Raw genomic sequence first — 21,586 nt, forward strand, 5'->3', positions numbered from 1 at the left:
TTTCACTCCCGACACACAGAACTGATCGCATATGGCACTTAATTACATCTGGTCCGGCTTTTTCCTCGTTGGCTTTCTGGCCGCAGTGCTGCAGTGGCTGTTTCTCGGCGATACCGATATCTTCAAGCGCATCATCGACGGCACCTTCGAGACGGCGCGCATGGGCGTGATGGATATCGCCCTGCCGCTGGCCGGCGTGATGACCTTATGGCTCGGCATCATGAACATCGGCGAAAAGGCGGGCATCGTCGGCTGGCTGGCCAAAGTGATCGCCCCCTTCTTTTCGCGCATCTTTCCGGAAATTCCGAAAGACCACCCGGCCACGGGCCACATGGTGATGAATTTCTCGGCCAACCTGCTGGGCCTGGACAATGCGGCCACGCCGTTCGGCCTGAAGGCCATGGAAAGCCTGCAAACCTTGAATCCGAACAAGGAAGAGGCGACGAATGCGCAAATCATGTTTTTGGTGCTGCACACCTCGGGCCTGACCCTGATTCCGCTGGCCATCATGGCGCAGCGCTCCATCCTCGGCGCGGCCGATCCGTCCGACATCTTTATCCCCTGCATGATCGCCACCTATGTGGCCACCGTGGTCGGCATCATCACGGTGTCCATCAAGCAACGCATCAACTTGCTCAACCGTGTCGTGCTGGGCTGGATGGGCGGCATGACGAGCGCCATCGTCGCCATGATCTGGTATTTCACGCAATACCTGACGAAACAGGAAATCGAGCTGGTTTCCAAGGTGGTCAGCAACCTGGTGTTGATCAGCGTCATCGCCATTTTCATCATCGGCGCCCTGCGCAAGAAAGTGAATGTGTACGACGCCTTCATCGAGGGCGCGAAAGGCGGCATCCAGACCTCGATTACCGTGATTCCCTACCTGGTCGGCATGCTGGTGGCCATCAGCGTGATCCGCAACGCGGGCGTGTTCAATTTCCTGATGAGCGGCATGAACTGGTTCTTTGCCAACCTGGGCATCAATACGGACTTCGTGCCCGCCCTGCCGACGGCCATGATGAAGCCGCTCAGCGGCTCCGGCTCGAAAGCCATGATGATCGATGCCATGAATACCTACGGCGTCGACTCCTTCGTCGGCCGCCTGGCCTGCGTCTTCCAGGGCTCGGCCGACACCACCTTCTATATCGTGGCCCTGTACTTCGGTTCCGTCGGCATCCGCAAGACGCGCTATGCGATCACGGCCGGCCTGATCGCCGATCTGGCTGGCGTAATCACGGCCGTCTTCGTCGCCTACGTCTTTTTCCACTAAGGAGCACCATGTTACGTCCTGTTCTGATGGCTGCGCTGTTGGCCGGTCTTGGCCTGTCGACCGCCCACGCGCAATTGCCCGAATCCGTCAGCCTGCTGCTGCGCAGCGCGAATATCCCCGAAGACGCCATGGGCGCCATCGTCTTGCGCGGCAACACCACCGTGCTGTCGCATGGCGCCGAGCGCAGCATGCAACCGGCCTCCACCATGAAGCTGGTGACGGCGGCCGTGGGCCTGGAGCAATTGGGTCCCATCTTTCGCGGCCGCACGGAGTTGCGCACCAGCGCCGACGTCATCAATGGCGTGCTGAAGGGCGACTTGATCCTGCGCGGCGGCGCCGACACGGATTTCAATGCGGACGTGCTGGCACACATGCTGCAGACCCTGCGCAACCAGGGCATCGTGAAAATCAAGGGCGATTTGATCCTCGACCGCCAACTGTTCCAGCCGGCCCGGCCCGATATCGGCGCAGCGCCGTTCGATGAGTCGGCCGAATTCCGCTACAACGTCATCCCCGATGCCTTGTTACTGAACACCAATCTGCTCGATATCAATATGACTTCGACGGAGCGGCAATTGAGCATCCTGATGCAGCCGCCGCTGGAGAACGTCAGCATCACGAGCGACATGAAGCTCATCAAGGGCAGTTGCGCCAGATGGGAAGACGGCTGGCGTCCGCCCGAATACCGGCGCGATGCGAGCGGCAAGCTGCAGGTCATCCTGCACGGCACCTTCCCGCAAAATTGCAGCAAGGCCACCAGCATCAATGTGCTCGACCGCAATGATTATGCGGACCGCTTGTTCCGTACCACCTGGAAACGCCTGGGCGGCACGATCACGGGCACGGTGCGCGAAGCGCCGGCAACAGGCTTGCCGCCGACGGCCGAACCGGTCGGCACGCGCATGCTGGCCGACCACGTGGCGCGCGCCTTGCCGGAAGTCTTGCGCGATATTAACAAGACATCCGACAACACCCTGGCCCGTACCCTGTTCCTGAGCCTGGGTAGCTTGCAAAGCGATGGCTGGCTGGGCAGCCGCCCCGTGGCCATGGCGGCGCCGGAAGACACGGCCACGCGCGCGCGGCTAGTCATCCAGGAATGGTTCCAGCGACACCATATCGACACCCAGGGCATGCTGGTCGACAACGGTTCCGGCTTGTCGCGCACAGGGCGCATTGCGCCTGCGCAGCTGGCAGGCGTCTTGCAGGCAATGCAGCAAAGTCCGTGGGCGCCCGAGTTCCAGTCCAGCCTGCCCATCGTGGCGCTGGACGGCACCATGCGCAAGCGCCTGCTGAACACCCCGGCCGCCGCGCGCGCGCGCATCAAGACGGGAACCTTGAAGAATGTGGTTGCCATCGCCGGCTACGTACCCGACGCCAACAACCAGCTATGTGTGGTGGTCGCCATGATCAATAGCGACCTGGTGGGTAATGGCAACGGCCGCGCGGCCGTCGATGCGCTGATCGAGTGGGTGGCCAGGAGTGGCGCCGCGCCGGTAGTGGCCGGTCAATAAAGGGCAGCAGTGATACAAAGGCAGCGCGCAGCGCTGCTTTTTTTTCGTCTTTTGTATGGTTTTGCTACCCTGGTCGTGCTGGCGTAGTTGTCGGATTACGCGCGGCCTTGCCGCGCTAATCCGACCTACCCGACCCGGCCGGCGGTAAATCGACGTAGGTCGGCTTAGAGACGGTTTAATAACTTAGCGGAAATTTAGTCGATGCAGCAGCAGCGATCCCATGGCCAAGTAAATCATGTTTTCCGACACGTCAATGCGCTGTTCATAGTCGCGCACCAAGCGTCGGTAACGCATCAGCCATGCAAACGTTCGCTCGACCACCCAGCGCCTTGGCTGAACAGCGAAACCTTGCTGCCGCTGCAGGCGCCGCACGACCTCCACCGTAAAGTCGAGAAACTCTGCCTTGTCCATCAGTTGTCTGCGGTCGTATGCCGCATCCCCAAACAGATGCTTCACCCACGGCCAGCGTTTGACCAAGCCGTCGAGTACCATCTGAGCACCAGTGGAGTCGGCGATATCGGCTGGTGTCAGGTTCATCGCCAGCAAGCGACCATCCGTGTCGACCGCAATATGGCGTTTGCGCCCGCTGACTTTCTTGTTGGCGTCATAGCCTCTCGTTCGTGCCCCTGGCGCTTTCACGCTCTGGCTATCGACAATGCCGGCACTCGGCAGCACCTCCCGCTCATTGGACAAGCGATCAAGCATCAGCGCCAAGTCATGAATGGTGCGAAACAGCATGCGCCGCATCAGTCGCCGGAACCAGTAATAAACCGTCTGATAGGGCGGAAAATCATTGGGCAGCATGCGCCACTCGCATCCAGATCGCACCATATAACGCAGCGCATTGATCACTGCGCGCAGATCCGTCTTGCGAGGTCTTCCCGTCTTCGCTTGCTTCGGCAACAGCGGTGCGATCAGGTGCCACTCTTCATCTTTCACATCCGTAGGATAACCACGTTTGAGCGGTGTCCGTACCTGTTGATGCTTGCTACGATTCTCTTGTGTCCACATGACAGCTACTCCAAAACGTCAAAGACGCTTTGACACAAAAGTTGCTATGAAGTTTTTAAACCGTCACTTAGCGCGCAGCGCGTAAGCCGACAAACACCACAGACATAAGCCACGAATCTCTAGACGAAAAAAAACCCGCCAATTGTTTGACGGGTTTTTCTCTTACTACGAATAACAAGCCTGACGATAACCTACTTTCACACTGGTTGCAGCACTATCATCGGCGCAAAGTTGTTTCACGGTCCTGTTCGGGATGGGAAGGGGTGGGACCAACTTGCTATGGTCATCAGGCATAACTTGTACTGGCGTTTGTCTCCTGTAGGACGACAAAGCCTGAATCTGGAAGAAGCAAAGATTGGGGTAATGAATAGTAGTATCAACACACACGCAACGTTGTACCGTCTTATCCTCTGTACCTGCTAAGGTTATAGGGACAAGCCGTACGGGCAATTAGTACTGGTTAGCTTAATGCATTACTGCACTTCCACACCCAGCCTATCAACGTCCTGGTCTCGAACGACCCTTCAAAGAGCTCAAGGCTCTGGGAAATCTCATCTCAAGGCAAGTTTCCCGCTTAGATGCTTTCAGCGGTTATCTCTTCCGAACTTAGCTACCCGGCAATGCCACTGGCGTGACAACCGGTACACCAGAGGTTCGTCCACTCCGGTCCTCTCGTACTAGGAGCAGCCCCCTTCAAATTTCCAACGCCCACGGCAGATAGGGACCAAACTGTCTCACGACGTTTTAAACCCAGCTCACGTACCACTTTAAATGGCGAACAGCCATACCCTTGGGACCGGCTACAGCCCCAGGATGTGATGAGCCGACATCGAGGTGCCAAACTCCCCCGTCGATATGAACTCTTGGGAGGAATCAGCCTGTTATCCCCAGAGTACCTTTTATCCGTTGAGCGATGGCCCTTCCATACAGAACCACCGGATCACTATGTCCTACTTTCGTACCTGCTCGACTTGTCAGTCTCGCAGTTAAGCACGCTTATGCCATTGCACTATCAACACGATGTCCGACCGTATCTAGCGTACCTTCGAACTCCTCCGTTACACTTTAGGAGGAGACCGCCCCAGTCAAACTGCCTACCATGCACTGTCCCCGATCCGGATAACGGACCAAGGTTAGAACCTCAAACAAACCAGGGTGGTATTTCAAGGTTGGCTCCACGAGAACTAGCGTCCCCGCTTCAAAGCCTCCCACCTATCCTACACAGATTGGTTCAAAGTCCAATGCAAAGCTACAGTAAAGGTTCATGGGGTCTTTCCGTCTAGCCGCGGGTAGATTGCATCATCACAAACATTTCAACTTCGCTGAGTCTCGGGAGGAGACAGTGTGGCCATCGTTACGCCATTCGTGCAGGTCGGAACTTACCCGACAAGGAATTTCGCTACCTTAGGACCGTTATAGTTACGGCCGCCGTTTACTGGGACTTCAATCAAGAGCTTGCACCCCATCATTTAATCTTCCAGCACCGGGCAGGCGTCACACCCTATACGTCCACTTTCGTGTTTGCAGAGTGCTGTGTTTTTATTAAACAGTCGCAGCCACCAGTTTATTGCAACCCTTTCACCCTCATGGAGTAAACCATTCAAGCTACCGGGGCGTACCTTTTCCCGAAGTTACGGTACCAATTTGCCGAGTTCCTTCTCCCGAGTTCTCTCAAGCGCCTTAGAATACTCATCTCGCCCACCTGTGTCGGTTTGCGGTACGGTCTCGTATGACTGAAGCTTAGAGGCTTTTCTTGGAACCACTTCCGATTGCTTCGTGAACAAGTTCACTCGTCTCAACCCCTTGAATTCCGCACCCGGATTTGCCTAAGTGCCTTCTATGAGCCAAAAACCAACTATTCCAACAGTTGGACAACCTTCCGCGATCCGTCCCCCCATCGCATCATACGACGGTGCAGGAATATTAACCTGCTTCCCATCAGCTACGCATCTCTGCCTCGCCTTAGGGGCCGACTCACCCTGCTCCGATGAACGTTGAACAGGAAACCTTGGGCTTACGGCGTGGAGGCTTTTCACCCCCATTATCGCTACTCATGTCAGCATTCGCACTTCTGATACCTCCAGCATCCTTTACAAGACACCTTCGCAGGCTTACAGAACGCTCTCCTACCATATATATCTGTGATAAATCACAGAACAATATCCGCAGCTTCGGTGACTGGCTTAGCCCCGTTACATCTTCCGCGCAGGACGACTCGATCAGTGAGCTATTACGCTTTCTTTAAATGATGGCTGCTTCTAAGCCAACATCCTGACTGTTTTAGCCTTCCCACTTCGTTTTCCACTTAGCCAATCTTTGGGACCTTAGCTGGCGGTCTGGGTTGTTTCCCTCTTGACGCCGGACGTTAGCACCCGACGTCTGTCTCCCAAGCTCGCACTCATCGGTATTCGGAGTTTGCAATGGTTTGGTAAGTCGCAATGACCCCCTAGCCATAACAGTGCTCTACCCCCGATGGTGATACTTGAGGCACTACCTAAATAGTTTTCGGAGAGAACCAGCTATTTCCAAGTTTGTTTAGCCTTTCACCCCTACCCACAGCTCATCCCCTAATTTTTCAACATTAGTGGGTTCGGACCTCCAGGGCGTGTTACCGCACCTTCATCCTGGCCATGAGTAGATCACTTGGTTTCGGGTCTACACCCAGCGACTGATCGCCCTATTCGGACTCGATTTCTCTACGGCTTCCCTATATGGTTAACCTTGCCACTGAATGTAAGTCGCTGACCCATTATACAAAAGGTACGCAGTCACGGAACAAGTCCGCTCCTACTGTTTGTATGCACACGGTTTCAGGATCTATTTCACTCCCCTTCCGGGGTTCTTTTCGCCTTTCCCTCACGGTACTGGTTCACTATCGGTCGATTACGAGTATTTAGCCTTGGAGGATGGTCCCCCCATATTCAGACAGGATGTCACGTGTCCCGCCCTACTTGTCGTACGCTTAGTACCACCGGTCCGATTTCACATACGGGGCTATCACCCACTATGGCTCCTATTTCCAGAGGATTCTGTTATCGGTCCGACTATCACGTACAGGCTCTTCCCATTTCGCTCGCCGCTACTTTGGGAATCTCGGTTGATTTCTTTTCCTGCAGCTACTTAGATGTTTCAGTTCGCCGCGTTCGCCTTGCATACCTATGTATTCAGTATGCAATACCCTAAAAGGGTGGGTTGCCCCATTCGGAAATCTGCGGATCAAAGTGTGTTTGCTCACTCCCCGCAGCTTATCGCAAGCTACTACGTCCTTCATCGCCTGTAATCGCCAAGGCATCCACCATGTGCACTTATTCGCTTGTCCCTATAACGTTAGCCTCTGATTACCTAAATAATCAAAGAGCGCTACAGGGATAAGAAAGTACAACGTTGTTGCTTGTTTGTTGATACATACAATCATTACCCATCAAGTCGCCTCATGCATTGCTGCACGCATAGACTTGATCAATAAATAATCTTTACTTCTTCCAGATTGTTAAAGAACGAAACAGCTTTGATCGCTAAAAGATCAAACCTAAACCCAAGTCTTATTGACCGGCTTACGTTTGCACTTTCGAGTAAAACTTTGGTGGAGGATGACGGGATCGAACCGACGACCCCCTGCTTGCAAAGCAGGTGCTCTCCCAGCTGAGCTAATCCCCCTGGGTAATGACTGGTAGGGCTGGTTGGACTCGAACCAACGACCCCCGCGTTATCAACACGGTGCTCTAACCAGCTGAGCTACAGCCCCAACGCGGAACTACTACGACTACTGTTTCTTCTTCATTTAACAGCCGATAAGTGTGAACATTTGATGCGTGAATCATTTCTGATTCGTGCAAACTCTAGAAAGGAGGTGATCCAGCCGCACCTTCCGATACGGCTACCTTGTTACGACTTCACCCCAGTCACGAATCCTACCGTGGTAAGCGCCCTCCTTGCGGTTAAGCTACCTACTTCTGGTAAAACCCGCTCCCATGGTGTGACGGGCGGTGTGTACAAGACCCGGGAACGTATTCACCGCGACATGCTGATCCGCGATTACTAGCGATTCCAACTTCATGCAGTCGAGTTGCAGACTACAATCCGGACTACGATACACTTTCTGCGATTAGCTCCCCCTCGCGGGTTGGCGGCGCTCTGTATGTACCATTGTATGACGTGTGAAGCCCTACCCATAAGGGCCATGAGGACTTGACGTCATCCCCACCTTCCTCCGGTTTGTCACCGGCAGTCTCATTAGAGTGCCCTTTCGTAGCAACTAATGACAAGGGTTGCGCTCGTTGCGGGACTTAACCCAACATCTCACGACACGAGCTGACGACAGCCATGCAGCACCTGTGTACTGGTTCTCTTTCGAGCACTCCTCAATCTCTCGAGGATTCCAGCCATGTCAAGGGTAGGTAAGGTTTTTCGCGTTGCATCGAATTAATCCACATCATCCACCGCTTGTGCGGGTCCCCGTCAATTCCTTTGAGTTTTAATCTTGCGACCGTACTCCCCAGGCGGTCTACTTCACGCGTTAGCTGCGTTACCAAGTCAATTAAGACCCGACAACTAGTAGACATCGTTTAGGGCGTGGACTACCAGGGTATCTAATCCTGTTTGCTCCCCACGCTTTCGTGCATGAGCGTCAATCTTGACCCAGGGGGCTGCCTTCGCCATCGGTGTTCCTCCACATATCTACGCATTTCACTGCTACACGTGGAATTCTACCCCCCTCTGCCAGATTCTAGCCTTGCAGTCTCCAATGCAATTCCCAGGTTGAGCCCGGGGATTTCACATCAGACTTACAAAACCGCCTGCGCACGCTTTACGCCCAGTAATTCCGATTAACGCTTGCACCCTACGTATTACCGCGGCTGCTGGCACGTAGTTAGCCGGTGCTTATTCTTCAGGTACCGTCATTAGCAAGAGATATTAGCTCTCACCGTTTCTTCCCTGACAAAAGAGCTTTACAACCCGAAGGCCTTCTTCACTCACGCGGCATTGCTGGATCAGGCTTTCGCCCATTGTCCAAAATTCCCCACTGCTGCCTCCCGTAGGAGTCTGGACCGTGTCTCAGTTCCAGTGTGGCTGGTCGTCCTCTCAGACCAGCTACTGATCGATGCCTTGGTAGGCTTTTACCCTACCAACTAGCTAATCAGATATCGGCCGCTCCACGAGCATGAGGTCTTGCGATCCCCCACTTTCATCCTTAGATCGTATGCGGTATTAGCGTAACTTTCGCTACGTTATCCCCCACTCTAGGGTACGTTCCGATATATTACTCACCCGTTCGCCACTCGCCACCAGAGCAAGCTCCGTGCTGCCGTTCGACTTGCATGTGTAAGGCATGCCGCCAGCGTTCAATCTGAGCCAGGATCAAACTCTTCAGTTTAATCTCTGTTACTTTGCCGTTTTACCGGCACCGTCTTGCGACGGGTCGCTCACTCAAAAAACTGACAGGCTACTTCCGAAGAAGTATCCTATTTCATTATTTCTTGTGAACATTTGATATTTTAAGTTTTACGCCAATCCGAAGATTGACGCTGCACTTACATCAAATGCCCACACTTATCGACTGTTAATTGTTAAAGAACTGTATTCGGTGCTACTTTCGCGCTATCGACAAAGCGTTGTGTTTGTCAGCTGCGAAGAAGGAAGAGTATGAAGCGTTTGCAGCATTTCGTCAACCTTCTTTTTTCCTGCTTTACTCGGCATTTGCATGCGTCGTTCAGCGAGGGGGCGAATTATAGCCCTACGTCGCGATAGCAGCAAGTCTTTCATCCAAGATTTATTAGTCAAGGTTTTGTATCGCTGTCCTGACCCAGCGAAAACCCAGTCTTTCCTGCTCCATGCGAAGGCACTCGCCCAAAGCATGTTCATGCAGTATTTTAAACAGGGCCAGTTCCTCATGCGTCAAGCGGGTCAGATTACCACCGTGGCGTTTATGCGGCTCTTCACTTCCCCACAACAAGCGGTGCGCTTCCAGGGTCGCGATGTCCATCAGCATGGAGCGTGCTTGCGGCAAGTACGCGCGCAAGCGATCCAGTATGGCAAAACCGTGCGTATCGATATCGCCCCAGTAAATTACTTCCTTGTCAGCCAACCAGGGCACATCGCCGAGGCGTTCGACACTATAACCGCCACCGAAAATCACCATGCTGTCTTCAACCTCCGGAAACGCCAGGCCATTGATTTCATTCTCGGTAATAAAGACGCGTTTTACATTGACATGCAAGGCAGCGAACTGCGCTACCGGTACGCTCAGGTCAGACAAACCAGCGATATAATGACGCGGATCGAGCAGGCGAAAACGTATCAATACCGGTTTGCTCAATAATCCATAACGCGTTTCAAATTGGCGCGCCCCGACGGCCTGCGCGTTGATCGCCTCGGGCAGCATTAGCTGATCCAGTAATTCCGCCAGCAAGGCCTTGCGCGTTTCGATGAATTTTCCATCCACCCCAGCGATGTCGAGTTCGCGCAAGTAAAGCTGCGGACGTGGATGCGCCACAAACCATTGCAAAATCAGCACGATGCGTTCCCATGCGGGCGCGTGCTCGAGCAACAGCATCGGACGGCGCGCGATCCAGCCAGCCAAAGCAGGAAAAACCTGCAGCGTCAGCGTCAGCAATTGCTCGAAATGCCGCTTCTCCGCCATTTTTCCGATCAGCCGCAAGGCGTCGCCCTCTTCGTCCACGGTCAAGCCAGCCGGCATGCGATTGCGCCCCAACTGGCGATGATTGATATCACGCCATTCGATGGTGTAGCCGTAGCCCTTGTGACTCTTGCTGCCTTCGTCAAGTTGGTGGATCCAGCGCCGCACTTCATCGAATTGCTCGCCCAGGTTCGCCGAGGCTGGCTGGCGCAGATTGAGGTGCAAAGGAAACAGCGCGCTCTGATTGACATGCGCAGCCAGCAGGCGACCGCTGTCCCACAGGCGCAGTAACTGTGTACGAATGTCGGCCGGCGTGGTCCAGTTGCTGCTCATGGCACTCATGCGCCGCGAGCCTGGCGCTCGGCCTGGTACCGCTCGATGCTCAGGCAGCGCAACATCGATTGCCGGCCCTCTTCGCTATGCACGAAGCCAAGGCCGGCAACATAGGGTTCGATGATATGGATTTTTTGCAACGGCGTGACGATCAGCAATTGCAGATTCATGCGCTTGAACAGTTCCAGCCCATAGCGCGCGGACTCATCCGAGCCGCGGCCGAACGCCTCATCGATCACGACAAAACGGAAGGATCGCGAACGCACGACGCCCCACTCCAGGCCGAATTGGTATGCCAGACTGGCGGCCAACACGGTATAGGCCAGCTTTTCCTTCTGACCGCCGGACTTGCCACCTGCATCAGTGTAATGTTCATGCTCGCGGTCATCTTCACGCCAGCGCTCGGAGGCCGAAAACACAAACCAGTTGCGCACATCGGTCACCTTGCGCGTCCAGCGCTTGTCCACCTCGCCGCTCCCACTGCGGCCACGGAAGCGCTCGATAATCGTTTTGACCTGCAGAAATTTGGCTTCCGTATATTCTTCATCGCTCGATCCCGTCAGCGCGCCTTCCGTGCAGGCACGCAAGTCGGCCTGGAAATCGCGCAGGTCAGCGTCCAGGTTGGGCTCGGCCTCCAGCGCGATATAGCGGTTGGGGTTGTAATCGATATCGTGCAGCGAGCGGTTGATGATATCGATACGTTCGCGTATGGTTTCACGTTCGCGCTTGAGCTGTGATTGGAAGCCAGCAATTTCGCGTATCGTGTTTTCATTGAGCAATTCCTTGAAGCGCTGCGCAAAGCGTGGCAAGTCATCGGCCTGCAGTGCCGCCAGCATCTTGCCAAACTCGCCAGCGGCATTGATGCTGACATCGACTTCACGCGTATCGAGCGGCCACGCCGTGACGTAATCACTCATGGCGTTGATGATACGATCGCGCAAACCGGCGATTTTCTTGCTGTCGGCATCGATACGCGCCTGCAAGAAAGTGCGCATGTCTTTTTCACGGTTGTCGCACGACTCCACCGTCAGTTTGTGTTCGCCCAGCGCTTCCCCCTGTAGCCGCTGCAGCAAGGGAAAATACAGCTCACGCGCGTGCGACGGCGTGGCGTCCAGCAACTGTGCGCAATCGCCCAAGTGACCGCTGGCCTGCTCCTGGCGTTCGCTGAGTCTGGCGTGCTCGGTGGTGTGGCGGCTAATGTCGTCATCCGTTTTGGCTTGCGCTTGCGTCAACGCCTCAAGCTGGCCCTGCAGCTCTTGCAGCAGATCGGACGCCGCTTCCAGTGCCTCTTTTTCACGCAGTAATTGTTCGATCGCCAGCAGCAAGGGCTTCCAGTCCAGTTCGTCGAAATGCTGGAACACTGCCAGTTGCTGCCAGTGACCCAGGCGGTCCTGATGCGTTTTGACATCAATGCCCAGTGCACTGATGCGTGCACGATGGGCGGTGATGCGCAATGACAAATCACGCGCCTGCTTTTCCAGCGCCGCGATCTTGGCCTGGTTGGTCCAGCCCAGCACATAACGGGTGCGGTCTTGCAACTGATGACGGTCATCCTTTTCATGGCGCTCGCCACCCGCCTTGATCTGGCCGTTGTGCGTGATGGCCAATTTTTCACGTTGGAATTGCTGCAGCGATTCACAGCATGCGTAGTCGAAACGCCGCGCCAGTTCACCGGCGATCCAGGGATAAAACGCCGAATCCGGCTTGATGGACAGCTTGCGCACCAGGGAGTCCGCATGCAGCGGCCGTGCTTCCGGCACATTGACCGCGCGTACCCGAAAATACACCAGGCGCGCTCCAAGATGGCTGCGGTCCACCCATGCCGCCACCGCCGCATAATGGGCTTCCGGCACCAGCAGCGCCAGGCCGAAATTGTGCAGCAAACGTTCGGCCGCGCCCTCCCACGCGCCAGCATCGTCGCGTACCTGGATCAACTCGCCAACAAAGGGCAGCTCATCACCATCGAGATCAAGCGCGCCGCACAGCAAGTCACGCAGTTTCAGCATCTGGCCTGGAATATTCGAGCGGCGCTGGCGCAACGATGCGAGCTCCGCCGATAACTCGCCATGGCTGGCGCCCAGTTCGCGCACCATGACACCCGCCTCTGTCAGGGTGTTCTGGCACTCGTCGCGCTGCGCGACGCATTGCGCCTGGCCACTGTCGATAGCACGCAAATTGGCGCGAAAGCCTTCGTCATCGGCAGCACCAGGCAAGCCCAGCGCTTGCGCCAATTGCTCGTAGAGCGCTGCGCGCCGCGCACGCTCATCCTTCAGCGTTTGCCGGCGCGCGATCTCGGCGTCGATCTGCGCCAGGCGATTGCCGCCGTTGGCGGAAATGGCTTCCCGTATTTCATCGCGGCGCAGGCCTTGTTCGCCGCGCTGCTGTTGCAGCCGCTGCAGGCGCGCGGCGGTTTTTTCCAGTTCCAGCACCAGTTGCTCCAGGCGGCTTTCCAGCAACTCACTTTTCAAGGCAGCAAACCACGGCCGCAGCGCTTCGCGGCAGCCGCGCAACTGCTCATCCTGCTGTTGCAAGCTGGCGTGGCGTGCGCAATCGGCAGTGAGCGGCAGCAATTGCTCGATCTGTTGCTTCGCCTTGAGTACAGCTTCGTGCGCGCGATGCAGATCATCGAAATGGGCAATCAGGGCGGCAATCCGCTCTTCGACGGGAAATGCTTCAAGCATGTGCTCACGCACGAAGTCGGTCAGGTTGCCGACCGATTTCATCGACACCGTCTGGTGAAACAACTCCATCGCCTGTTCATTGCCGATGCCGAAGCGGCGGCGGAAATCGGCACCATACGGTGGAAAACTGTCGTATAGGGTTATACCCTTGCTGGCGCGCAGGCGCTTGCGCAGCTGGGTGATATCGGTACCGAAGCCAGCGAACTGATCCACGATCGACAAGGCGCTGTCCGCCACAACATAAAAACGCTCGGGCTGGCCGCGCGCATCCTTGAGCCAGAAGACCTGCGCCAGGGTCACCGTCTGATCGTAGCCTTCGTTATAAAACACGCCAAGGATCACGGCATAGGTATTCTGGTCGCGCAAGGCCACCGCGCGCGCCGTGCTGCCCGTGTCACCGCGTTCCGATTTGTAATGGCCAAGCACATAGGTACGCAGGCTGCGCTCATGCGCGTCGGCACCGGCGGCTTTGTTATAGGAAATCTTTTGAGCGGGAACCAGCAAGGTGGTAATCGCGTCGACCAGCGTCGATTTGCCCGAACCGATGTCGCCGGTCAGCAGCAGATTGTCGCCGCCCGGATGCATTTTCCACACGCGCGCATGAAAGGTCCCCCAATTCAGGACTTCGAAGTGATGCAGCCGGAAGCCCGCACGTTCAAGTAGCGCCGGCTCCGCAAAATCTAATTGGGAACTTACGCCGTCCTCATGATCCCGCGCCGTCATTCCGCATCCTCCGACAGTCCCGCGCCATGACTGGCGTAATCGTTCAGGCGTTGTTCAAAATCGCTAAGCCATTGCGCGTCAACAAAGGCCTTCAAAATGCGCCGCACTTCAAATTGCTGATCCTGTCCACGCAAACGATACAGGAAGCCCAGTTCGACCACTTTATTCAAATGCGCCTCCATGCGGTCAAGCAAACGCGCTTCATTGGCGGTGTCGGGCAGGAAAAGGCGCAATTGTTCGGTGATCTGCTCACGGCTGACAATCAAACGCGTATCGCCAGCTTGACTATCGAACTCCGCCAGCTTTTTACGCAACAGCACCAGGATCAAACTGACCGGATAACTGAGCTGGCGCCGAGGCACCAGACGCGGTAGTGCAACTTCCCCTTCCGGTGTGGCACGCTGGCGCAGATAGGCATAGCCCTCGGCTTCGTCGAGTATCAATTCCAGGCCGATTTGCTGGTAATAATCGCGCACGCGCGCTTGCAACAGCAGCAGTGGCTGCCATAAGGCGACATCGTTTTCCTGGTACAACACGCCTTGCATCAAGGCGATCAGGATCTGGCTGTAATGAGTTTCGCTGGATGAATTCATCATGCACTGAAAATAAGAAGAGGTACGGTGGCAAGCCGCGCACGACCCTGCGCATCGCTCCAGTGTATCGTTTCTTCTTGCGTATCGTCGATCACGCTTGGCAATTCCTGCGTCGCCAGGCTCAGATAAGTGGCCAGTTCCGCCAGGCCTTGCTCGAGCGGATATTCGGCGATCAGCGTGGCGAGCGACACTTGCTTGCGCTGCTGTAGCGCGCGCTGGATATTCGACGCCAGTTTCAGGCGGTCGACATGGACCTGCTCGAACAAGGCATCCGACGGCACCGGTTCGGCGGCTTCATCGAGCACGCCATGCAAAATGACGGGTTTGAAGGGCGGTGTAAACAAGATGCGATCCATCGGCGCCAGCACATTCGGTGCGGCGGCATCGATCTCGATAAAAGCGGCATGCTCGACCACCGCACGCGCATCGAGCGCCTTTTTTTCTATGTCGCGTATCAACTGCATGATGCGGCGGTTTTCCAGCCAGGCCTGATCGTCGAGATAGCGTCGCAACTGTTCCGACAAACGGGCCACCGTACGCTGCGTCACTTCGCCCGCCTCCAGCCAGTCATAATGAATACGCAGCAAGCGGCCATCGGGTGCCAGTTCGCGTACCGGATCGAGCGCCATTACCGCATTCAACAACGCCGTCAATTCATCCTGGCGAGATGGCGACATCAACAAATCCCAGAAGGCGCGAAAACTCTTGCCTTCATCGGAATCGGCGATCACATCGCGCTTGCCGAAAATTTCCTGCAGCAATTCGCCCTTGTTGCCTTCCCATGCGGCGATACGTTCACGCACCGAGCGATCCAGGCTGCGAAAATTATGTTCCACGGCACGAAAATCGGACAATAGCTCGCGTGCAGTGGACGACATTTGCAGGAAGCGCTCGCGTACCTGACCAGGCTCCATCATGTCGAGCCGTCCTTGGGCGATCTGTCCGATTTCTGCATCGATGGCTGCCTTGCGTTTCTGAAGCTCGGCGATGCGGGTACGCGGATTCAATTCGGTTCCGTCGAGAATCTGTCGCAATAAATCGAACACTGTCATCAGGCGCGATTCGGTGCCGATGAATTGGCGCTGCCCCAGGCCGAGCAGCCAGGCGATCGCCTGTTCGGTCGGCGACGTCAGATCATAGTGGGGTTCATCCTGGCCGCTCGGATAATATTTGCGCAGCCAGCCTCGTTCATCGGAAGCCCAATCGTCCAGATACGCTGTCGCGCTTTTGGGAAACAACACCTCACCAGCCAGTTCATGCAAATGATACAGATGATCATCCAGATGCGATGCCAGTTGCTGGCGTGCGATGGTACGGATATTAGGAGCAATAAAATGACGGTGCAGGAAACTGGCGATCATCGGTGCATGATCAGCGGCAAGCAAACGCCAGGCAGGATGGTTGCGGCGCTGGGCAGAAAGTTGTTGATAGTCCATCTGTACGCGTTTTGAGTCTATTGCGTACTGTAGCACCGATCAATATCACATCTCTTGATAAATCTCCAGACGAAAAAAAACCCGCCAATTGCTTGACGGGTTTTTCTCTTACTGCGAATAACAAGCCTGACGATAACCTACTTTCACACTGGTTGCAGCACTATCATCGGCGCAAAGTTGTTTCACGGTCCTGTTCGGGATGGGAAGGGGTGGGACCAACTTGCTATGGTCATCAGGCATAACTTGTACTGGCATTTGTCTCCTGTAGGACGACAAAGCCTGAATCTGGAAGAAGCAAAGATTGGGTAATGAATAGTAGTATCAACACACACGCAACGTTGTACCGTCTTATCCTCTGCACCTGCTAAGGTTATAGGGACAAGCCGTACGGGCAATTAGTACTGGTTAGCTTAATGCATTACTGCACTTCCACACCCAGCCTATCAACGTCCTGGTCTCGAACGACCCTTCAAAGAGCTCAAGGCTCTGGGAAATCTCATCTCAAGGCAAGTTTCCCGCTTAGATGCTTTCAGCGGTTATCTCTTCCGAACTTAGCTACCCGGCAATGCCACTGGCGTGACAACCGGTACACCAGAGGTTCGTCCACTCCGGTCCTCTCGTACTAGGAGCAGCCCCCTTCAAATTTCCAACGCCCACGGCAGATAGGGACCAAACTGTCTCACGACGTTTTAAACCCAGCTCACGTACCACTTTAAATGGCGAACAGCCATACCCTTGGGACCGGCTACAGCCCCAGGATGTGATGAGCCGACATCGAGGTGCCAAACTCCCCCGTCGATATGAACTCTTGGGAGGAATCAGCCTGTTATCCCCAGAGTACCTTTTATCCGTTGAGCGATGGCCCTTCCATACAGAACCACCGGATCACTATGTCCTACTTTCGTACCTGCTCGACTTGTCAGTCTCGCAGTTAAGCACGCTTATGCCATTGCACTATCAACACGATGTCCGACCGTATCTAGCGTACCTTCGAACTCCTCCGTTACACTTTAGGAGGAGACCGCCCCAGTCAAACTGCCTACCATGCACTGTCCCCGATCCGGATAACGGACCAAGGTTAGAACCTCAAACAAACCAGGGTGGTATTTCAAGGTTGGCTCCACGAGAACTAGCGTCCCCGCTTCAAAGCCTCCCACCTATCCTACACAGATTGGTTCAAAGTCCAATGCAAAGCTACAGTAAAGGTTCATGGGGTCTTTCCGTCTAGCCGCGGGTAGATTGCATCATCACAAACATTTCAACTTCGCTGAGTCTCGGGAGGAGACAGTGTGGCCATCGTTACGCCATTCGTGCAGGTCGGAACTTACCCGACAAGGAATTTCGCTACCTTAGGACCGTTATAGTTACGGCCGCCGTTTACTGGGACTTCAATCAAGAGCTTGCACCCCATCATTTAATCTTCCAGCACCGGGCAGGCGTCACACCCTATACGTCCACTTTCGTGTTTGCAGAGTGCTGTGTTTTTATTAAACAGTCGCAGCCACCAGTTTATTGCAACCCTTTCACCCTCATGGAGTAAACCAATCAAGCTACCGGGGCGTACCTTTTCCCGAAGTTACGGTACCAATTTGCCGAGTTCCTTCTCCCGAGTTCTCTCAAGCGCCTTAGAATACTCATCTCGCCCACCTGTGTCGGTTTGCGGTACGGTCTCGTATGACTGAAGCTTAGAGGCTTTTCTTGGAACCACTTCCGATTGCTTCGTGAACAAGTTCACTCGTCCCATCCCCTTGAATTCCGCGCCCGGATTTGCCTAAGCGCCTTCTATGAGACAGAAACTGACTATTCCAACAGTCAGACAACCTTCCGCGATCCGTCCCCCCATCGCATCATACGACGGTGCAGGAATATTAACCTGCTTCCCATCAGCTACGCATCTCTGCCTCGCCTTAGGGGCCGACTCACCCTGCTCCGATGAACGTTGAACAGGAAACCTTGGGCTTACGGCGTGGAGGCTTTTCACCCCCATTATCGCTACTCATGTCAGCATTCGCACTTCTGATACCTCCAGCATCCTTTACAAGACACCTTCGCAGGCTTACAGAACGCTCTCCTACCATATCCAATAAAGGATATCCGCAGCTTCGGTGACTGGCTTAGCCCCGTTACATCTTCCGCGCAGGACGACTCGATCAGTGAGCTATTACGCTTTCTTTAAATGATGGCTGCTTCTAAGCCAACATCCTGACTGTTTTAGCCTTCCCACTTCGTTTTCCACTTAGCCAATCTTTGGGACCTTAGCTGGCGGTCTGGGTTGTTTCCCTCTTGACGCCGGACGTTAGCACCCGACGTCTGTCTCCCAAGCTCGCACTCATCGGTATTCGGAGTTTGCAATGGTTTGGTAAGTCGCAATGACCCCCTAGCCATAACAGTGCTCTACCCCCGATGGTGATACTTGAGGCACTACCTAAATAGTTTTCGGAGAGAACCAGCTATTTCCAAGTTTGTTTAGCCTTTCACCCCTACCCACAGCTCATCCCCTAATTTTTCAACATTAGTGGGTTCGGACCTCCAGGGCGTGTTACCGCACCTTCATCCTGGCCATGAGTAGATCACTTGGTTTCGGGTCTACACCCAGCGACTGATCGCCCTATTCGGACTCGATTTCTCTACGGCTTCCCTATGCGGTTAACCTTGCCACTGAATGTAAGTCGCTGACCCATTATACAAAAGGTACGCAGTCACGGAACAAGTCCGCTCCTACTGTTTGTATGCACACGGTTTCAGGATCTATTTCACTCCCCTTCCGGGGTTCTTTTCGCCTTTCCCTCACGGTACTGGTTCACTATCGGTCGATTACGAGTATTTAGCCTTGGAGGATGGTCCCCCCATATTCAGACAGGATGTCACGTGTCCCGCCCTACTTGTCGTACGCTTAGTATCACCGGTCCAATTTCACATACGGGGCTATCACCCACTATGGCTCCTATTTCCAGAGGATTCTGTTATCGGTCCGACTATCACGTACAGGCTCTTCCCATTTCGCTCGCCGCTACTTTGGGAATCTCGGTTGATTTCTTTTCCTGCAGCTACTTAGATGTTTCAGTTCGCCGCGTTCGCCTTGCATACCTATGTATTCAGTATGCAATACCCTAAAAGGGTGGGTTGCCCCATTCGGAAATCTGCGGATCAAAGTGTGTTTGCTCACTCCCCGCAGCTTATCGCAAGCTACTACGTCCTTCATCGCCTGTAATCGCCAAGGCATCCACCATGTGCACTTATTCGCTTGTCCCTATAACGTTAGCCTCTTCATTCTTTCAAACGAAAAGAGCGCTACAGGGATAAGAAAGTACAACGTTGTTGCTTGTTTGTTGATACATACAATCATTACCCATCGATTCGCTTTTTACGGCAAACCGATCAATAAATAATCTTTACTTCTTCCAGATTGTTAAAGAACGAAACAGCTTTGATCGCTAAAAGATCAAATCTAAACCGGGTCTGTTTGACTGGCTTACATTTGCACTTTCGAGTAAAACTTTGGTGGAGGATGACGGGATCGAACCGACGACCCCCTGCTTGCAAAGCAGGTGCTCTCCCAGCTGAGCTAATCCCCCGGGAATTTTTACTGGTAGGGCTGGTTGGACTCGAACCAACGACCCCCGCGTTATCAACACGGTGCTCTAACCAGCTGAGCTACAGCCCCAACGCGGAACTACTACGACTACTGTTTCTTCTTCATTTAACAGCCGATAAGTGTGAACATTTGATGCGTGAACCATTTACATGATTCGTGCAAACTCTAGAAAGGAGGTGATCCAGCCGCACCTTCCGATACGGCTACCTTGTTACGACTTCACCCCAGTCACGAATCCTACCGTGGTAAGCGCCCTCCTTACGGTTAAGCTACCTACTTCTGGTAAAACCCGCTCCCATGGTGTGACGGGCGGTGTGTACAAGACCCGGGAACGTATTCACCGCGACATGCTGATCCGCGATTACTAGCGATTCCAACTTCATGCAGTCGAGTTGCAGACTACAATCCGGACTACGATACACTTTCTGCGATTAGCTCCCCCTCGCGGGTTGGCGGCGCTCTGTATGTACCATTGTATGACGTGTGAAGCCCTACCCATAAGGGCCATGAGGACTTGACGTCATCCCCACCTTCCTCCGGTTTGTCACCGGCAGTCTCATTAGAGTGCCCTTTCGTAGCAACTAATGACAAGGGTTGCGCTCGTTGCGGGACTTAACCCAACATCTCACGACACGAGCTGACGACAGCCATGCAGCACCTGTGTACTGGTTCTCTTTCGAGCACTCCCCAATCTCTCGGGGATTCCAGCCATGTCAAGGGTAGGTAAGGTTTTTCGCGTTGCATCGAATTAATCCACATCATCCACCGCTTGTGCGGGTCCCCGTCAATTCCTTTGAGTTTTAATCTTGCGACCGTACTCCCCAGGCGGTCTACTTCACGCGTTAGCTGCGTTACCAAGTCAATTAAGACCCGACAACTAGTAGACATCGTTTAGGGCGTGGACTACCAGGGTATCTAATCCTGTTTGCTCCCCACGCTTTCGTGCATGAGCGTCAATCTTGACCCAGGGGGCTGCCTTCGCCATCGGTGTTCCTCCACATATCTACGCATTTCACTGCTACACGTGGAATTCTACCCCCCTCTGCCAGATTCTAGCCTTGCAGTCTCCAATGCAATTCCCAGGTTGAGCCCGGGGATTTCACATCAGACTTACAAAACCGCCTGCGCACGCTTTACGCCCAGTAATTCCGATTAACGCTTGCACCCTACGTATTACCGCGGCTGCTGGCACGTAGTTAGCCGGTGCTTATTCTTCAGGTACCGTCATTAGCAAGAGATATTAGCTCTCACCGTTTCTTCCCTGACAAAAGAGCTTTACAACCCGAAGGCCTTCTTCACTCACGCGGCATTGCTGGATCAGGCTTTCGCCCATTGTCCAAAATTCCCCACTGCTGCCTCCCGTAGGAGTCTGGACCGTGTCTCAGTTCCAGTGTGGCTGGTCGTCCTCTCAGACCAGCTACTGATCGATGCCTTGGTAGGCTTTTACCCTACCAACTAGCTAATCAGATATCGGCCGCTCCACGAGCATGAGGTCTTGCGATCCCCCACTTTCATCCTTAGATCGTATGCGGTATTAGCGTAACTTTCGCTACGTTATCCCCCACTCTAGGGTACGTTCCGATATATTACTCACCCGTTCGCCACTCGCCACCAGAGCAAGCTCCGTGCTGCCGTTCGACTTGCATGTGTAAGGCATGCCGCCAGCGTTCAATCTGAGCCAGGATCAAACTCTTCAGTTTAATCTCTGTTACTTTGCCCTTTTACAGGCACCATCATTGCTGATGGGTCGCTCACTCAAAAAACTGACAGGCTACTTCCGAAGAAGTATCCTATTT

7 protein-coding genes, 4 tRNA genes and 6 rRNA genes are annotated in these 21,586 nt (G+C 54.4%); 2 read left to right on the forward strand and 15 right to left on the reverse strand.

Translation table 11 applies throughout. The features are described from left to right. Nucleotides 1-31: 31 nt before the first annotated feature. Both FG13_RS18345 and dacB read left to right on the forward strand, forming a co-directional pair. Complete coding sequence (locus FG13_RS18345) at nucleotides 32-1,270, forward strand: nucleoside recognition domain-containing protein (protein ID WP_035823177.1); 1,239 nt, start codon at nucleotides 32-34, stop codon at nucleotides 1,268-1,270. Nucleotides 1,271-1,278: 8 nt separating this feature from the next. Then, nucleotides 1,279-2,781, forward strand: coding sequence for a D-alanyl-D-alanine carboxypeptidase/D-alanyl-D-alanine endopeptidase (gene dacB, locus FG13_RS18350; protein ID WP_035823179.1), 1,503 nt, complete (start codon nucleotides 1,279-1,281; stop codon nucleotides 2,779-2,781). 183 nt (nucleotides 2,782-2,964) lie between these two features. Here dacB and FG13_RS18355 read toward each other — a convergent pair whose 3' ends face one another. The 15 genes from FG13_RS18355 to FG13_RS18425 all read right to left on the reverse strand — a co-directional run bounded on the left by FG13_RS18355 (nucleotide 2,965) and on the right by FG13_RS18425 (nucleotide 21,490). After that, nucleotides 2,965-3,792, reverse strand: a complete 828-nt coding sequence (locus FG13_RS18355) for an IS5 family transposase (protein WP_035823181.1) — start codon at nucleotides 3,790-3,792, stop codon at nucleotides 2,965-2,967. A gap of 178 nt (nucleotides 3,793-3,970) precedes the next feature. Continuing rightward, a 5S ribosomal RNA gene (gene rrf / locus FG13_RS18360) occupies nucleotides 3,971-4,083 on the reverse strand. 138 nt (nucleotides 4,084-4,221) lie between these two features. Next, nucleotides 4,222-7,111, reverse strand: a 23S ribosomal RNA gene (locus FG13_RS18365). Nucleotides 7,112-7,373: 262 nt separating this feature from the next. Beyond that, nucleotides 7,374-7,449: transfer RNA gene (locus FG13_RS18370), tRNA-Ala, on the reverse strand. Between the two features lie 11 nt (nucleotides 7,450-7,460). Continuing rightward, nucleotides 7,461-7,537 (reverse strand) — tRNA-Ile (locus FG13_RS18375). A gap of 98 nt (nucleotides 7,538-7,635) precedes the next feature. Next, nucleotides 7,636-9,166, reverse strand: a 16S ribosomal RNA gene (locus tag FG13_RS18380). The 16S, 23S and 5S rRNA genes sit together here with 2 tRNA genes alongside, the layout of an rRNA operon. Nucleotides 9,167-9,565: 399 nt before the next feature. Continuing rightward, entirely contained in the window at nucleotides 9,566-10,762 is a 1,197-nt protein-coding gene (locus FG13_RS18385; protein ID WP_235211768.1) for a DUF3322 domain-containing protein, read from the reverse strand. A gap of 5 nt (nucleotides 10,763-10,767) precedes the next feature. Further along, the gene (locus tag FG13_RS18390; RefSeq protein WP_035823185.1) at nucleotides 10,768-14,166 is read right to left on the reverse strand and encodes an ATP-binding protein; all 3,399 of its coding nucleotides are present in this window, start codon (nucleotides 14,164-14,166) and stop codon (nucleotides 10,768-10,770) included. After that, the gene (locus tag FG13_RS18395) at nucleotides 14,163-14,759 is read right to left on the reverse strand and encodes a DUF4194 domain-containing protein (protein ID WP_200880401.1); all 597 of its coding nucleotides are present in this window, start codon (nucleotides 14,757-14,759) and stop codon (nucleotides 14,163-14,165) included. The genes FG13_RS18390 and FG13_RS18395 overlap by 4 nt, the downstream gene beginning before the upstream one ends. Then, nucleotides 14,759-16,195, reverse strand: a complete 1,437-nt coding sequence (locus tag FG13_RS18400) for a DUF3375 domain-containing protein (protein WP_035823189.1) — start codon at nucleotides 16,193-16,195, stop codon at nucleotides 14,759-14,761. The genes FG13_RS18395 and FG13_RS18400 overlap by 1 nt, the downstream gene beginning before the upstream one ends. Nucleotides 16,196-16,319: 124 nt before the next feature. Further along, nucleotides 16,320-16,432: ribosomal RNA gene (rrf, locus tag FG13_RS18405) — 5S ribosomal RNA — on the reverse strand. 137 nt (nucleotides 16,433-16,569) lie between these two features. Beyond that, nucleotides 16,570-19,445: ribosomal RNA gene (locus FG13_RS18410) — 23S ribosomal RNA — on the reverse strand. A 249-nt stretch (nucleotides 19,446-19,694) separates the two neighbouring features. Next, nucleotides 19,695-19,770, reverse strand: a tRNA-Ala gene (locus FG13_RS18415). Nucleotides 19,771-19,782: 12 nt separating this feature from the next. Next, nucleotides 19,783-19,859 (reverse strand) — tRNA-Ile (locus FG13_RS18420). Between the two features lie 100 nt (nucleotides 19,860-19,959). Beyond that, nucleotides 19,960-21,490: ribosomal RNA gene (locus FG13_RS18425) — 16S ribosomal RNA — on the reverse strand. Nucleotides 21,491-21,586: the final 96 nt, after the last annotated feature.

The sequence above is a fragment of the Janthinobacterium sp. RA13 genome, assembly GCF_000745325.1.
Taxonomy (GTDB): domain Bacteria; phylum Pseudomonadota; class Gammaproteobacteria; order Burkholderiales; family Burkholderiaceae_D; genus Janthinobacterium; species Janthinobacterium rivuli.

What these genes read in the sequence shown, in the direction of transcription:
- FG13_RS18345 (WP_035823177.1), top strand. Translation starts at nt 32, where the DNA reads ATGGCACTTAATTACATCTGGTCCGGCTTTTTCCTCGTTGGCTTTCTG.
- dacB (WP_035823179.1), top strand. Translation starts at nt 1,279, where the DNA reads ATGTTACGTCCTGTTCTGATGGCTGCGCTGTTGGCCGGTCTTGGCCTG.
- FG13_RS18355 (WP_035823181.1), bottom strand. Translation starts at nt 3,792, where the DNA reads ATGTGGACACAAGAGAATCGTAGCAAGCATCAACAGGTACGGACACCG.
- FG13_RS18385 (WP_235211768.1), bottom strand. Translation starts at nt 10,762, where the DNA reads ATGAGCAGCAACTGGACCACGCCGGCCGACATTCGTACACAGTTACTG.
- FG13_RS18390 (WP_035823185.1), bottom strand. Translation starts at nt 14,166, where the DNA reads ATGACGGCGCGGGATCATGAGGACGGCGTAAGTTCCCAATTAGATTTT.
- FG13_RS18395 (WP_200880401.1), bottom strand. Translation starts at nt 14,759, where the DNA reads ATGAATTCATCCAGCGAAACTCATTACAGCCAGATCCTGATCGCCTTG.
- FG13_RS18400 (WP_035823189.1), bottom strand. Translation starts at nt 16,195, where the DNA reads ATGGACTATCAACAACTTTCTGCCCAGCGCCGCAACCATCCTGCCTGG.